This is a genomic window from Amycolatopsis sp. WAC 04182 (assembly GCF_003947465.1).
In the GTDB taxonomy this organism is placed as follows: domain Bacteria; phylum Actinomycetota; class Actinomycetes; order Mycobacteriales; family Pseudonocardiaceae; genus Amycolatopsis.
The window spans coordinates 322,333-337,021 of record NZ_QHJJ01000003.1; the positions used below are offsets into that span (position 1 = coordinate 322,333).

At 65.2% G+C, this 14,689-nt stretch carries 14 protein-coding genes; 9 read left to right on the forward strand and 5 right to left on the reverse strand.

Annotation, left to right across the window (positions count from 1 at the left end; genetic code table 11):
- Positions 1 to 131 precede the first annotated feature (131 nt).
- The 9 genes from DMH01_RS15235 (at position 132) to DMH01_RS15275 (ending at position 8,585) form a co-directional block, all read left to right on the forward strand.
- Complete coding sequence (locus tag DMH01_RS15235; protein ID WP_158633224.1) at positions 132 to 1,541, forward strand: pentapeptide repeat-containing protein; 1,410 nt, start codon at positions 132 to 134, stop codon at positions 1,539 to 1,541.
- 508 nt (positions 1,542 to 2,049) lie between these two features.
- The gene (locus DMH01_RS15240) at positions 2,050 to 2,349 is read left to right on the forward strand and encodes an SseB family protein (protein WP_125677260.1); all 300 of its coding nucleotides are present in this window, start codon (positions 2,050 to 2,052) and stop codon (positions 2,347 to 2,349) included.
- Between the two features lie 74 nt (positions 2,350 to 2,423).
- Complete coding sequence (locus DMH01_RS15245) at positions 2,424 to 2,744, forward strand: hypothetical protein (protein ID WP_233621531.1); 321 nt, start codon at positions 2,424 to 2,426, stop codon at positions 2,742 to 2,744.
- A complete protein-coding gene (locus DMH01_RS15250) occupies positions 2,741 to 4,048 on the forward strand; it encodes a putative T7SS-secreted protein (protein ID WP_125677264.1) in 1,308 nt (435 codons plus the stop codon). Before DMH01_RS15245 ends, DMH01_RS15250 begins: the two co-directional genes overlap by 4 nt.
- A 49-nt stretch (positions 4,049 to 4,097) precedes the next feature.
- Positions 4,098 to 4,505: an ankyrin repeat domain-containing protein gene (locus DMH01_RS15255; protein ID WP_125677266.1), complete on the forward strand. Its 408-nt coding sequence runs from the start codon at positions 4,098 to 4,100 to the stop codon at positions 4,503 to 4,505.
- Complete coding sequence (locus DMH01_RS15260; RefSeq protein ID WP_125677268.1) at positions 4,502 to 5,029, forward strand: suppressor of fused domain protein; 528 nt, start codon at positions 4,502 to 4,504, stop codon at positions 5,027 to 5,029. The genes DMH01_RS15255 and DMH01_RS15260 overlap by 4 nt, the downstream gene beginning before the upstream one ends.
- 125 nt (positions 5,030 to 5,154) lie before the next feature.
- The gene (locus DMH01_RS15265; RefSeq protein ID WP_125677270.1) at positions 5,155 to 6,105 is read left to right on the forward strand and encodes a hypothetical protein; all 951 of its coding nucleotides are present in this window, start codon (positions 5,155 to 5,157) and stop codon (positions 6,103 to 6,105) included.
- Positions 6,106 to 6,307: 202 nt separating this feature from the next.
- Positions 6,308 to 6,508 carry a hypothetical protein gene (locus tag DMH01_RS15270; RefSeq protein WP_125677272.1) on the forward strand — a complete coding sequence of 67 codons (201 nt, stop codon included), beginning with the start codon at positions 6,308 to 6,310 and terminating at the stop codon, positions 6,506 to 6,508.
- A gap of 295 nt (positions 6,509 to 6,803) precedes the next feature.
- Complete coding sequence (locus DMH01_RS15275; protein WP_125677274.1) at positions 6,804 to 8,585, forward strand: Hsp70 family protein; 1,782 nt, start codon at positions 6,804 to 6,806, stop codon at positions 8,583 to 8,585.
- Between the two features lie 527 nt (positions 8,586 to 9,112).
- Here DMH01_RS15275 and DMH01_RS15280 read toward each other — a convergent pair.
- The 5 genes from DMH01_RS15280 to DMH01_RS15300 all read right to left on the reverse strand — a co-directional run bounded on the left by DMH01_RS15280 (position 9,113) and on the right by DMH01_RS15300 (position 14,667).
- Positions 9,113 to 9,550, reverse strand: coding sequence for an Imm10 family immunity protein (locus tag DMH01_RS15280; protein WP_125677276.1), 438 nt, complete (start codon positions 9,548 to 9,550; stop codon positions 9,113 to 9,115).
- The gene (locus tag DMH01_RS43715) at positions 9,495 to 10,559 is read right to left on the reverse strand and encodes a sigma factor-like helix-turn-helix DNA-binding protein (protein ID WP_158633225.1); all 1,065 of its coding nucleotides are present in this window, start codon (positions 10,557 to 10,559) and stop codon (positions 9,495 to 9,497) included. The genes DMH01_RS15280 and DMH01_RS43715 overlap by 56 nt, the downstream gene beginning before the upstream one ends.
- 330 nt (positions 10,560 to 10,889) lie before the next feature.
- The gene (locus DMH01_RS15290; RefSeq protein ID WP_125677278.1) at positions 10,890 to 11,417 is read right to left on the reverse strand and encodes a hypothetical protein; all 528 of its coding nucleotides are present in this window, start codon (positions 11,415 to 11,417) and stop codon (positions 10,890 to 10,892) included.
- Between the two features lie 80 nt (positions 11,418 to 11,497).
- Positions 11,498 to 12,697, reverse strand: coding sequence for a hypothetical protein (locus tag DMH01_RS15295; protein ID WP_158633226.1), 1,200 nt, complete (start codon positions 12,695 to 12,697; stop codon positions 11,498 to 11,500).
- An 866-nt stretch (positions 12,698 to 13,563) separates the two neighbouring features.
- Entirely contained in the window at positions 13,564 to 14,667 is a 1,104-nt protein-coding gene (locus DMH01_RS15300; RefSeq protein ID WP_125677282.1) for a WXG100 family type VII secretion target, read from the reverse strand.
- Between the last annotated feature and the right edge of the window lie 22 nt (positions 14,668 to 14,689).

The following is a 14,689-nucleotide window of genomic DNA, read 5'->3' on the forward strand; positions in this document are numbered from 1 at the left end:
AGCGGATGCTGACTCGCGAGCGATTGTTCGTTAGTGGCAGCAGAACTAAAGATCCGGCACAACATGGCGCGGAGCCGTCCGTCGACCGCGTGGCATCGGCGCGGCCTGTGCTACGTCCGATTCCGAGGTGGGTGATCGCGGCCGGCGTTCCGGTGATGGTGCTCACGGCGGCGGGGGCAGCGTGGTTGTTCCTGGGGCGTGGGGTGACCCGCGATCAGCTGGATGCGCTGCGAACCGCTGGGGCGTTCGGCATCGGCCTTGGGGGCGTGGTGGGGTTGTGGCTGGCGGTTCGGCGGCAGCGTTCCGCTGAGCTGGATCTGCTGCAGAAGTATGAGGCTCACGAGCTGGCGGTACGAGCCATGGAACACAATGAGCTCGACGCGAGGGAGCGGCGGCTCAACGAGCTGTATTTGAAGGCTGTCGAGCAGCTCGGCTCCGATAAGGCCGCTGTGCGCACCGGAGGCGTCTACGCCCTCGAGAGGGTGGCGCACGACAACCCGGGCTTGCGGCAGACAGTGGTTGACGTCGTGTGCGCATATCTGCGGAGTCCCTACACGTCGCCTGGTTCCCTCCGGCCCCGTCGGCTGGGGGTGAAGCGACCGTTGTCGGCCGCCGCGTCGGCGCGGGTCAGAAGCTCGTCGCGGGCGCATGGCGGGCCGTCCGTAGCGGTGGTGGGTGACGACGGTGGGCTGCAGGAACGAGAAGTACGGACCGCTGCGCAACGGCTCCTCGCGCGGCACCTGCGCCCCGGCCTCCGGCCTACCCCAGCAAGCACGTTCTGGGAAGGGATCAACATTGACCTCACCGGCGCGACGCTCATTGACTTCGAGCTTCGTGACTGCCAGGTCGGCGAGGCCGAGTTCGCCAGAGCGAAATTCGTGGGCGCCGCCTGGTTCAGCGGAGCCCGGTTCACCAGCGACGCTGTGTTCAGCTGGGCGCAGTTCTCCGGTGGAGCCGGGTTCTTCGGAGTTCAGTTCGGCAAGGACGCCTGGTTCTACGAGACCGGCATCGCCGGCGACGTCAGGTTCGAGGGAGCAAAGGTCGCGGGTGTCTCCTGGTTTACTCGTACCCAGTTCGGCGGAAGCGCCAATTTCGAAAAAGTCAAGTTTGGTGATCGGGCCTGGTTTGGCGGTGCTACGTTCGCCAGCGGCTCTCGGTTCACCGAGGCAGAGTTCGCTAGAGGTGCCACGTTCGCGGGCGCAAAATTCGTTGGTGACGCCTCATTCTTCGCCGCGAGATTCGGCATAGACGCGGAGTTCGAGCGAACACAGTTCGCGGGGGATGTGACGTTCGGCAAGGCGAAATTCGCCCGACATGCAGAGTTCAGTGGGGCGAAATCCAAAAGCATCCCCGACTTCGCGGATGCGCAGTTCTCAATTAAATCGCGGGTCGGAGTTACCGGATTTCCCGAACTGGACTGGCTCGACCTCGCCACGTCGTCCTCTCATTCAGAGTCCGAAGCAGTGCAGTTCACCGGGAAGACGCCACCTGCGGATGCGGAGTTCGCTCGACCCGACCCTCCTGACTGGCGGGAAGGCTGATCAAGGTTGACCTGGCTCAGCATCCCTGCCGGATGGCTGCTGCCTCGGAAGGCCACCAGGAACCAATCGATTCTCAAAACTCCCGGTCTGGTGCACGATGCGCTGGAAGAGCTATCAGAATTTCCCGCCGTGGAGACGGACTCCGCAGCCGGGAAACTGAGGAATGTGCCGCCGCAGTTGACGGAACCGCAGAAAGCCGCTCCCGTACACCGTGATCCGGGAAGTCGCGTCCAGGACCTCTGATGCCGAGAACTGGGATCGGCAGGAAGTCCTCGAGTGAGCTGTGGCCCGAGGTGGGAGTGCCGCCGCAAAATGGACGGCGACAGGTGATCCCCTGAGCAGTTTTATGGTCTGTCCGGGCGCGTTTGCTGTCGCGGGGGTGGATTGATCAAGGAGGGTCACTCCTAGTACGGTCTCGTGCGTGCATGGTGAGCGGGGGAGTGGTGAGCCGCGTCTCGTGACCGTCGCCTGTCAAGTCAAGACCGGTCTGCGGGGCCCATCCGACTTCATGGACGTGTTCGCGACCGCGACGGTGTACGCCCGACGGCTGCGACGGACTGCGTTGCTGGTGACCGAATTAGGAGAGCGGGGACGATGGACTGTGGTGTTTTCCTCGCTGGACCGGCTCGCCCTGCACGCCGGCGAATGTGACTACTTGTCCGCGACGGGCGCGGATTTTATGGAATTAGTGCCGGAAGGGGTCGCGGTGATGGTCGACCCCGATGACGACCACCGTTTTCCGGTGCTATCGAAGGCGGTGCCTGCGGATTTCGTAGCCCGGGTGTGGGCTGGGAAATCACGGGGCTAAGCGAGCGCCCGGCTTGTGCGGGCCGGTGAACGACAGGGGAGGGATCACGAGGGGTGGACGGCCCGGGTTTTCACGTGGAGCTCGAGGTGCTGGAAAGCGCGTCGAAAAGCATGGGTGAGATCGTGCACGACCAGGAGGGGTTCGAGCTGCGCGGCTTGTGTGGCGAACCCGCGTTGTACGGGCATGACGGGGTTCATGCCGCGTTGGCGGAGTTCTGCGGGCGGTGGAGTGTCGGGCTGGACGCGCTGGCGGATCGCGCTCGCGATCTCGGGGGCCTGCTGGGTGCGGCGGCGAAGGCCTACCGCGAGGTCGAGCACACCAACCTCGCCGCGCTGAAGACCGATCCCGGACTGGGCTCGGTCAGCGCGCCGCCTCGCGTCGGGAGCGGCCGGTGAAAGCCGCGGAGCTGGGACAGACCGATGACCCGAAAGCGCTGGTACCGGGCAATCCCGACGCGGTATTCGAGAACGCCCGTGTGCTGCACGAACGGGCCCGGGACGCCCTCGAGGCGGGGGAGGCGCTCAAGCGCATCGACACCGGAGCGTGGCAGGGGCCGGCGTCGAATCAGTTCCACGATGATCACCAGACCGAGGTGCCGCGCTGGGGCACGGCCGGTGACTCGCTGGACAACGCCGCACTCGCGCTGACCGACCTCGCCAACTGCCTGGCCTGGGCCCAAGGCCAGGCCACGGAGGCGATCGCGCAGTGGGAGCAAGGCGAGGCCGACACCCAGCGCGCGGTCGACGCCCACGGCCAGGCCTGCGCCCAGGCTGAGGCGCAGAACCGGGCGAACATCGAGCGGGGCGACCCGACCGTTGTACAGCCACCGCCCTTCACCGATCCCGGTGCGGCGAAACGCCAAGCTGCCCGCGACATCCTGAACCGGGCCCGCCAGCAGCTGGCCAGTGAAGGGGGCCGGTGCGCCGAGGCGCTGAAGGCCGAAGCCGCGTTAGCGCCCCAGGACTCCCGGAAACAGGCCGACGCGAACTTCTACGGCGGCATGGTCGACAGTGCCCTAGGCGTTCTCGAAGGACTGTGGGGCGCGGTCAGCGACCCGGGCGGCACGGTCGCCGCGATGGCCCACAACCTCACTCATCCCGTCGACACCCTCAAGTCGATGGTCGCCTGGGACGACTGGGCCGCCGGCCGCGGCGACCGGGCGCTGGGGAAGATCACCGGTGACATGGTCATCGCCGCCGCCACCTTCGGCGCCGGAAAGCTCATCAAGGACGGTCTCGGCCGCCACCACGACAGCGACAACCCCGGTCCGACCGGTCATGACGGACCGCCCGCACCGGGGCCACGGCCGGTCTACGAACCGACCCGGAACCGGGTGAAACTCCGGCAGGGAACCAAACGAGCCATTTACCGGGACGCCGAGCGGCAGCCGGACGGCTCCGGCGACTTCGTGTGCCAGGCGTCCCGGGAACGGATCCCCGCCGCGCACAATCCCGACGGCAGCCTCGTCAAGATCGACCCGGACACCGGTAAACCGGACCCCGCAGGCATGACAGTCCCGGAGCCGGGGAAATACGAATTCGGCCACCAGCCCGGCTCGGAATGGTGGCGGTACAAAGCCGAAGCCGAAGCGGGCGGCTACCCACGTGAGAAGGTCATCGAAGACCAGAACGATCCCGGCCGCTACCGGCTGGAAACACCCGAGTCCAACCACGGCCACAAATACGAACTACCACCGTAAACCGCGTGAAACGGCCAGGTAGCATGTGGAGCAACGGAAACGAGGTGTGATGACCAACTCGGACCGCGAGGGACGCGACGAACTCCATTACGCGGCACAGAAAGGCGACGTCGCCGCGATTCAGCGTCGCTTGGCCGACGGTGTCGACGTGAACATCACCGAGAAACGTAGCCAGTACACGCCGCTGCATTTCGCGGTACAAGAGGGCAAGGTCGACGCCGCCCGCGCGTTGCTCGACGCCGGAGCGGACGTCCAGGCCGTCTACACCCCGGGTGCGACACCGATGCACCTCGCGGTCATCCGATGGCGCGAAGCGTCCGACGGCGCCATGATCAAACTCCTGCTCGCCCGAGGCGCGGACAAGACCGCGACCGAGACCAACGGACATACCCCGGCCGAGATCACCAAAGGCCAGTACGGATTCCCCGCCGACCTCACGGAGCTGCTGCAACCATGACCGAGCAGGCCCTCGACGAGCACCTCACCCGCTTCCTCGGCCAGGGCAGGCGGGTCACCGACGTGGGCGGGGTCGAGATCTGGCGGCACGAGCGCCCCGAGTACGTCACCTTCGCCACCCACGGCCTGTCCAGCCAGCCCATCACCGCGGTGTACCCGCAGGAACTGGTGTGCTCCGTCGAGCACGGCCAGGACGGCGCCGCGCTCCACCTTGTCCGGGCCACCCTCGAGATCGTCGAGGAGAATCGGCGCGGCGTCGTGAACAACCAGGTGATCCGCAACAACCAGCCGCTGCTCGCCGACACGGACATCACCGGCGTCCTCGTCGGCGGGCACCCCTACCTCGACGACTTCGACGTGATTTTCGGTGCCGACCGGAAGGTGTTGGTCGAGCTGATGACCTTGATTCCGCTGACCAGCGGCGAAGTCGCCCGATCCACCAGTACCGGCGTCGACGCGCTGCTCGATCACCTCGAGGACACCGACCCGCCCCTGCTGAACGTTCAGCGAACCTCAGCCACCTGAGACGCCCCGGGGACTCGGCTCGGAAACCCCCGGCCGATGGAAGTCGGATCCTCCGGCGGCGACTGCGCACGAGAACCAGGCACCCGCCTGAATACCCGTTCATGAAGCCCAGACAGGAACATCACATGAGTGGCGGCATCAACCCGACCGAGAACTCCGGCTCGACACGGACCGGGAGTCCTGAGCTTGACGCGGCGGCTCTACGCGGTGTTCTCGGCGAGCTGGCCCTGGTGTGCGGGAACATGATCGCCGACGCGAACGAAGCCGACGCGACGATGATGAGCCTGTCCGAAGCCTGCGAGACCCGGCTCGAACACCGAATCGCGAACCGCATGACCCACGACCAGCCCGATCCGGTGGGGGCGCAGTTGTCGATGCGGAGCAACATCGCGAACAACGTGGCCCGGGAACGCCGTAAGGCGGCACGGGAATTCGTCGCGTGGTGGTCGGACGTGGCCTCGCTCGCCCTCGCCGCGGCGGGAACCCGCCAGACCGTGCGGTCAGCCCGAGTGGTGGCAGCAGACCCCACCATCCTGCTGGGCGACGAAGACCTTCGCGTCCTGCCCGACATCTCGGCCACCGACCGGGACCTCACACTCCTGGCAGCCAGACTGGCGATGACCCCTGCGCCCCCGGGTGAGCACGGGCGGGACATGGCGACCGTGGCGATCGAACGTGCGGGACGGCTCGGTGTGCAGATCCGCTACGGCAACGGAGAACCCACGCTGTCCGAGGACGGAAACGCCGAGGCACGACGCCGCCGCCTCTGGGGCACACCCTGGATCGAGGCCCGCGCGCCACTCCTGCCAGAACCCGATCAGCTGACCGACTGGCTCGCCCAGTGCAAGATCGCAGAACCTGCGAGCACGGAGATACTCGGGGCAGCCCGCGAGGTTGCCGTCGCCACCATGGCCCACCTGCGGGCTCTCGAACTCGAGGACGACGACTCCCAGGACGGCCCGGACGTGATGGCCGAGATCGAGACCCTGTACGAGCAGGCTGATCAACTCACGGACCTACTTGCCACGTACTCGCGAAAGGTCACGGATGCCCTGTGCGGGGACCTCGGCAACTAGGGACGCTGATTGAGCCTTGTCGTCCGCGGTCTGCGATGTGTACTTTTCTCCCCGTTCCGCAGCCCGTGATCCTGCGCAATCGTCCGACCGTGTCTCATCTCGAAACGGTGGGCAGGGCTCTTCCGTCATGGAGCTCTCAGGAGGCCGTCGGCGGCCCCGTGCCGTCTGCGGCGGACCGCTCGACCCGCTGTATGTTCGATAAGTGACGTTCACCTGGGGCTCGCCGCTGATCGCCCAGCTTCCCGCAGTTCCTTTGGGGCGTCGTATACACGTTCGTCGGTTGGCCAAGGCGGTCGTGGAAGTGTTGCCGAACCTGACCGAGTTGTTCCTCGTTGATGAGGTGCACGCCTTTACTCGCCGACTACTCACGGAAGATCACGGACGTCGTGTGCGAGGCCCGTGAGCGGAGACCACCCCTGACCTAAGACACCGCGGCCTGCTGGCGATGACCTCGGCTGCTGCACGTGGCGGCGCGTCCTCGTCACCAGTGCGACGACGGGCGAATTTACGCAGCACCGAGTACTGGAATCGAGGGCCGTTCGCAGGAAGAGCGCTGATTCGTCCGCGTGGAGCCTGTGGTGCAAGGGCTCGGCGGCCGCCTTCTTGTCACCCGAAACGGTGATGCTGACGCGGTGCCTCACTAGATCGTGTGGCGAGCACGCCGATCCTGTCGGTCACTCTGGCTACCGTCCCCGGCCATGTCACATGAGAACATTCCCCCTGCTTTCAACGCGGCAAGGCCTGTGAGGCTCGGGATCGATGTCGGTACCTACGGCACCGGTTACGCCTGGACGATCCTCGCATCAGAGAGTCCTCGCGGCGCCCGCCGCGACATTACGTTCAAGAGGAGCTGGCCCGGCGCCCCGCCGGACGCGGTCAAGACCCTGACCCGCCTGCTCGTAGACACCGACGGCTCGGTGGTGGCCATCGGGTACGACGCCCAGCGCAAGGGCGAAAGCCGCAACGCCGGCGGCAAGAACTCGGGGCTGCGGTTGGTGGAGGCGATGAAAGCCCGGCTGGGACGTCGGCCGGACCCGTCACTGGACAACACGGTGAGCTTCGGCCAGTACATCGACCTGCCCGAACACAGCCTGGCCCAGTTCCTGACCCACGTGTACCAGCAGGCGGTCGCCGACATCGCCCGCGCGGGATACGGCGAGGACCAGATCCAGGTGTGTATCACGGTGCCGGCGGTGTTCACCGACCATCAGAAGCAGCTCGTCCGCCAGGCCGCCCACTCCGCCGGGGTCCCGCGTGCGAAAGGTGCACTGATTCTCGCGCTCGAACCGGAAGCGGCCGCGCAGTACGCGCTCACTTCCGGTGTGCGGATCGGAACCGGCATCGACGCCCAGCCGGTCAACCTGACGACGCCCGGTACACGGTTCGTGGTCGTCGACTGCGGTGGCGGCACGGTCGACATCACCGCCTACCGGCGCGACGCCGACGGCATCACCGAGATCGGCAAGGTCGGCGGCGGATGGTGCGGAAGCGCCCACCTCAACGCGGCGTTCGAGAAGCTCGTCCTCATGCCGCGTTTCGGAGGGGAACGTGCCTACGCCAGGCTGCTCGAACGCTATCCGTCCGCGGTGCGGAGCATGCGCGACGCCTGGGAACAACGCAAACGCGACATCACGGTCGATCAGAGTGAATCCATCTATATGCAGATCCCTGGTGACATCGCTTGCAATCTCAATCCGCGCGCGAAGAAGCTCCTGAAAGAGCGGCAGGGCGGGCAAGCGACACAGCTGCTCGTCACCGCAGAAGAGATCCATGAGGTCTTCGCGGAGGTGATCCCGCAAGTCGTGGACTTGGTCGGCCAGCAATTGGCGCTGGTGATCGACGAGTTCGGTGCGCAGGAGGCACCGGAGAACATCCTGCTCGTCGGGGGTTTCGCGGAATCCGACTACCTGCGTCAGAGCTTGACCGACCACTTCGCAGGCCGCGCGAAGATCCTGACACCACCAGATCCCAGTATCGCCGTCGTTGCGGGCGCCGTCCATTTCGCCTGCCAGCCCGAAGCGGTCGCACGTCGAGTCCGCTACTCCTACGGCATCGAAGTCGCTCACGATTTCGACAAAAGTGCCGGCCATCGCGAAGAATACAAACATATCGTTGATGGAAAGCCCATGTGCTACAAGTTATTTGCATCCCATGCCCGAGCGGGAGCGATTATTCCGACCACGCACGTGGCGACCGAACGCTACGGGCCCATCTCTGACTTGGACAAGAAAATCGAGATCGACGTGTATCGCTCAACGAATACCAATTCGATGTTCATTACCGATCCGGCGTGCGACTACATCGGGTCTCTCTTGGTAGATCTGACACCAGTCATGGGACTGGACAAGACAATGCGGGACGTCGATGTCTCGTTCCGCTTCGGAGAGACGGAGATCGAGGTCTGGGCTACCGTTGTCGAGACAGGCGCGCCGGTGCACGCCGAGTTCGACTTCGTCAAGCTCGAAGCACTAGCAGTGTGAGACAGCGGCTTCTTGCGCTCGTTGGTATTCGGAGGAGACACTAGCTCCTGTCCATTCTGCCGCCGTAACGCATCCCGGCTGGTCGGCGATCTCTAGGGATCTGGTTCCCTGGCAGTACCTCCCCCTCGCTGCCAGGGGACCAGCCCCCGAACAGGTCTGTCGCCGGACTCCACCTGGCCGACTCTGGATACGGAAGGTGCGCTGAGACTCGCGTGCCATTCGGCGGCTTGGGTTAGGTCTCGCGACCGCCACTCCAGTGCGGGACCTGTCGTGTTCTCGGCAACCAGTGCCGGCCTGAACCAAGGTCCGCTCGACGCTGTGCATCCGGCCAGCGCTTCTCGCCGTAGCCGCGACAGGCCTGTCTGCCACGGTCTGCCGTGGCGGACTCCTCCGCTTGTCTCAAACCAGCGCCCATCGCCGGTGCCGATAAGCGGCACTGTGATGCCGCTGCCGGTTTACCCACATCGCACGCAGAGTTGCTGCCCCTCGCAGCCCGGATCCCCGCCCACCTTCGCTGCCTGGGAACCTCACTGATCGGAGGGCGGGCCGGCAGCGCTCAGCCCGATCAACCTCGGTCGCTTCTCGGGAGCACCCCAGTCCAGGATCTCGCGAAGCCGTCCGGACAGGTTCACGTCATCAACCCCTGAGCCGTTCAGGTCTACCTCCACGGGAGTCGGGACGTCCAGGATCTCCGCGTCCTCGGCCGTGAACTCCAGGGTGAGCAGTGCACCGGTCAATCGCACACCGCGCAGGCAGCCGTACACCGTGAAACCTTGTTCGGTCGAGACGCAGTACGAGTCCATCCCCGACCGGACTTCCTGCTCGTCGGGCTCGTAAGTGGACCGCTGGATCGAGAACGACCTGCGGACGCCGGCGCCGTCGACCCCGGCGATCCCCACCTCCAAGGTCTCATCGTCCTCGTAATCCTCGAAGAACCCGACCTCGACAGCGGTCAGCCTCAACATCGGCAGCCCCCTTTCCCACGCTCCTGAGCCCTTGACTTCGGGCCACTCGTGACGTCGCCGGGACCAGACCGGGCTTCGGCACATGCCACATTCTCCAGACCGGCGGCCGCCGATGATCAGCACCCCGGCAAACCAGCTGCGGGCATCGCGGCGTGTACCGCAAACCACCTGAACACCGCAAAGTTCCCCTGAACAGGACAACTAGCCCGGACAAGGGCCGGGAACGGCACAGATGGAGTGGCGACCAAGCCGCGCACCGGTTGATCAGCGTGATTGCCGCGCTGACGACGACCTGGCTGGTCATGCGATCGGAACGACGAGGGTGACCCGGCCGCTTCCGGACTTGTAGCTCCTCACAGAGGTAGCTTGCCTCGCCAGGTAGCAGGTTTGATAGGCCTATCGCCAGTAATGACCTTTCCAACTTGTTCAGAGAACTTCTGTTTGGCAAAACGATGAGAGGATCCGGCCCCGGTTCTGCGCCCCGGCAGGAACCTCGCCCCGGCCCGGTGCGGATCCCGACGGTGCCGCGCGGGAGTACCTGGGCGAGAGCTACTCCGGCCCGGACGATCCAGAGGTCTCGCTTTCCGGTCCTGCCTGCGGATGCTAGGCAAGTAGCCACCACACCATGACGATCAGCACTGAGAGCAGGACCAGGGACATCGTCACAGGCCTGGCCGACAGAACTCGCCGAATGCCCGAGGGTTTCTTGCACCTGCGCCCCTTCCCCGTTGCCGCCGGTCGCGTGGCCGTGGTCCCAACCAGTGTCGGAATCCGCCCGGGCGTACACCGACCAGATCAGGTGCTCGTAGGTGGTCTCGATGACGGTCTTGCGCAGGTTCGCGCGGGCGTGGTTCGCGTGGACTCGCGCGGTGACCTCGCTGATGCCGAGCTCTTCGGCGATCTCGGCATAGCTGTAGCCGAGGACTTCTCGCAGGTAGAACACCGAGCCCTGTCTAACGGGCAGGCCAAAGATTTCGTCGGCGGCCGCGGCGACGGCGTGGGCGACCACGGTCGAGGGCAGCGTCGTCTTCGTCCTGTACGGCGGAGCGAGCGCTGCTGTAGAACATCAGCGAGATGGCCACGCATCCCGCGCAAGCCGCAAGGACTGGCGCGTACCAGCACGCGGTCGGACAGCCCATCATCTCACTGTCGGGAGACGACGCCCTCGAACGCCTCCGTCGTGCTGGCGCCGTGCCCGGCGCCGAGCGCCGCCGAAAGCGAGGCTGTGCACGCGGGTGGTGAAGTTTCCGCGCCAGGCCGCCGACCGGCCCGTGAGCGCAGGTGATCGTGTGGCGATGATGTTGTCGATGGCCGTGCGAAGACTGGCCGCTTGTGGGTGTCAGGGAATGCGCCAGAGTGCGCCAGTGTTGTCGGTGGCTTTCAGCAGTTCGTCTGGGCGTGGGGTGTCCGGCCAGAGCTGGATCAGATGGTGTTCTTGGGGGTCGTCTGGGCCGCGGTCTTCGCCGGCGTCGCGGTGGAGCACCGAGTCCCGCACGCGGTAGCTGTAGCCGGGGGAGGGTGGCAGGGTGAGGGGGATGTCGACGGCACCGTCGGCTTCGGTTCCGCAGACCGCGATCCGGTTGTCGGGCCAGGTGACGGAGACTTCGGCGACGTCGTCCCAGGTGGCGAGGTCGGGGCCGGGGGGACTGTCCCAGGTCTCGGTGGTGACGGTGATCTCGCCGAGGTGGACGCCGCAGGTGACGCCTACGAATCCTGGGGCTGTGGCGAGGAGTCCGGTCACGCGGGGGATAGGCAGGGCTCCGACGTGGTAGAGCGGGCTGTGCGGATCGTTGCGGTCTCCGAGGGAGAAACTGTTGTCCTCGATGAAAAGCGTGCCGGTGGTGCGAGAGAGCAGCGTGGCAGGCATCGGTCTCCATTCCAAGGTGCGGGAACGTGCCAGGGGTGAGGCCTGGTCGAGGCCTCACCCCTGGGCCTGGGGACGTCAGCCTAGCCCGGGCACTTGACGAACTCGCGTGTCTTCGCGGCGAGTTCCTGCTCGGTGATCCCGGCCGGGAGGACCACGTTCACCCAGAATTTGTCCTTGTCCAGTACGCGGTTCGCGGCGTACCAGGGGCGGCGGTAACGGCTGCCCTCCAGGCTGTTCTGGGTCGCGGGAACCATGTAGCAGGAGTGATCCGGGTTCAGGGACCCTCCCTGGTAGGTGCTGGCGAACGGGTACTCATCACACGATTTGCCTGTCGGGCGCGGAATGCTCGCCGGGCAGGCGGCGTTCCTGTTGGCGGTGATCACCGTGGCGTCCATGGTGCGGGTGAGTTCGGGGCCGAAGCCTTTTCTGCCCCATTTGCCGGTGAGGTTGCGCTGCGCCCATTGGATGTGCCAGGCGACCTGGGCGGTGTCGTTGTTCAAGGTCGACACGTCGTAGGTCGGAGTGAACTGGGCGTAGACGCATCCGCCAGTGTTGGGCCCCACGGTCGGGGTGCTGTCACAGCGCACGTCGACGGCTGACCCGATCTCCTCGCGGATCGGTCCCCACACCGCGGGCGTGATCGATTGGAACGTGAAGCTGGGCGTGATCTTCAGCTGGTCCAGGTTGCTGCCCGCCGAGGTGACCTGGTAGTCGAAGTCCACGGGTACCCGATATGGCAGGGTGCGGATCGCCGAGTTGGTGGCAGTGCAGCCGCTCGAGCAGGTCGCGGTCGCGAACCCGGCCGTGCCCAGTTTGGCTGCGCCTTCCGCGATCATCACGGTCGCGTTGATCCGCTGTGTCCAGGTCCGGGTCCGGGTATCCAGCGTCACGAGACTTTTGACGGCCATGTCCGCGAAACCGACCTCTTTGCCGGTCTGCAGGTCGATAAGTCTGTAGGCGACCTCTTCGAACAGACAGGACTCGGTCCGGTTGAAGAACAACTGATCCTTCGCTGTGCACACCACCGCGGCGGGTGCTGACAACTGCCGCTGCAGTTCCTCCCGCCGCTGCGCCTGCCCGGGAAGGCTCTCCGGGCTGATCAGGCACGCCACCGTCCCTACCTGGTCCGCGCTTCTTCGCAGGCTCGCGCAGTCCTCTCCGGCCTGGCTCACGCTTTGCGGCGCAATCGCAATGCGGTGATCCGAACTCGCGCCGATGGTGTCTGCCGAGGCCACCGTGCTACTCACGATGACGCCGAAAACAGCGAGTACAGAAACCAAAGTCCACGCTCTTCGCGCGGGGCGTTGTATCGTCACGTGCATACCCCTTCCGATCGGTTCGATTGCGAAATGTCAAACAGCGTCATAAAAGTCCAGCGCCTAGTGGATGTCAGATGACATCCCGCATGGACAAGAAATACCGTTTCAGTATCTCGTGTTCGGGGTGCAGAATTCGAGAAGGTAGGAATGCTGTGCGACTCGGCGGCGCCTTCTGTCGGCGTTCGAGTGAGAGATCGGTTCTTGTGTGCGGCGCGTTGCCGAATTCGCGCAACTGGTCAGGTGTCGCCTGCCCTTGCTTACTGCAGGAAGACTCTTCCTGGGCAGGTGCGGCCACCTGCTGTTTCGGCAACTCATTAATGGTATGCAAGTCGGTTGAGTACGAAAAATGCTGTGGTCAAGTGAATCATGGTCGCCATGGCGAGCACGGCTTGAACCAGATTCTGAACAAGATTCCGCCCAGTCCCCCCAAGGTTGAAAGTCGATACGATCTGTTTACCAATAGTAACTTCAACCTGTCAAGCCTTGACGAGAGTGGTCTACCCAAAATTGACAACTGTTACGGATTTCGTTGATTTACTGCTATCGCGGGAACGAATACCTGTCGCAAGAAATTCGAAGCTTTGTCGTCGGCATCATCGAGCCGGGCCGTGGCCTTCTCCGGGTGATCGCCCAGCGGTGCCGGGCAGACCCTGGTCAGACAGTAGCCTGTTTCCACACGGAAGTTCTTCTACCTGATAGGTCGAACCTGTGGCCTGCACGCCCCGCAGTGGCCTCCGGATACCTGGACTGGCATCTGCTCACTAGAACGATCACCACCGCCCGTCCGGCCTTAGCGGGGGCGGTGGCGATCGCCGGCTTCCCGGTCCTCAGAACAGGTAACGCCAGACTTTGTCGGCTGCGTTGTCCATATCGTTCCACCAGGTGTCCACGGCCTTCTTCCCGGCCTCGAACAGGTCTTTCGCGCCCTGTTCGATCTTGTCGCGTACCGGTTTGGGCATCTTGTCCCAGGCGGCGTCAGCGAGCACCCCGGCCGCGGCACCGACGAGGACACCCCCGCCGGTGCCGAGCACAGCCGCCGCCCCGATTCCCAGGCCGCGCATGGTTAGGTGCCGGCCGAGCAGATTGCCGACGACACTGCTGGCAGCGGACCCAGTGACGTTAGTGACGACGGACTTGACGGGCGGTTTGCCGTGCGCGATGTCGTAGGCGATCGAACCCGCGGTGGCGGTCCTGTCGAGCAGCTTGAACATATTGACGTCTCCCTTGAGGTCAGAGATGTCGGACTTGATGGTGTTGAGCTGCTGGCCGCTGATGCCGGGTTGACCGCGCCACTGGGAGGCGACGGGGTTGTTCTCAAGGGCTTGGGCTTTCGTTTGCAAGTCGCTGATCTGAGCTTTGGTGTACTTCTCGGCGCTTTTGCCGATGAACTCCAGCGCGAGCAGGTAGCGCTTCTCGACGATCTCGCGCCAGACCGCGGAGATCGCGGCCCCGACAGCGGCGAGGGCGGCGACCGCGGCTAACGCGTCCTGACAGGCGGACGCGTACGCGGCGAGCAACCGCTCGTGCAGCGCGTTGGCCGCGGCCTGAAGTGCCGGGTCGGCGAAGCAGTTCGGTGCGGGGAAGGGCTCGAAGATGACGTTCGCGGCCACGTGCAGCCCGGCACCGACCGCGGCATCGAGAACGCGTCCCATCCTGGTCTGGGCGGTGCGCAGCGCTTCGGCGAACTGGTCGAAGGTCTCCGCGGTCTTCGCGGTGTCACCGGCGAGTCGGTCGTTGCCGCCGCGTATGTGGTCCATCCGCGCGCCGAAGGCGGTCGCAGCGGGGCCGGTCCAGCTGGTCCCGGACATGTCCCGGGCACGGATCACGTCGACCGTGGTGTCGTTGATCGTCCCGGTGAGCCGCCCGCGCAGCCAGGCAGCCGTGGCGTGAAGACTGTCAGGGTTTCCGGAGACCACAGTGTTGATCGGCATGCTGTCCTCCTTCAGGGGACTG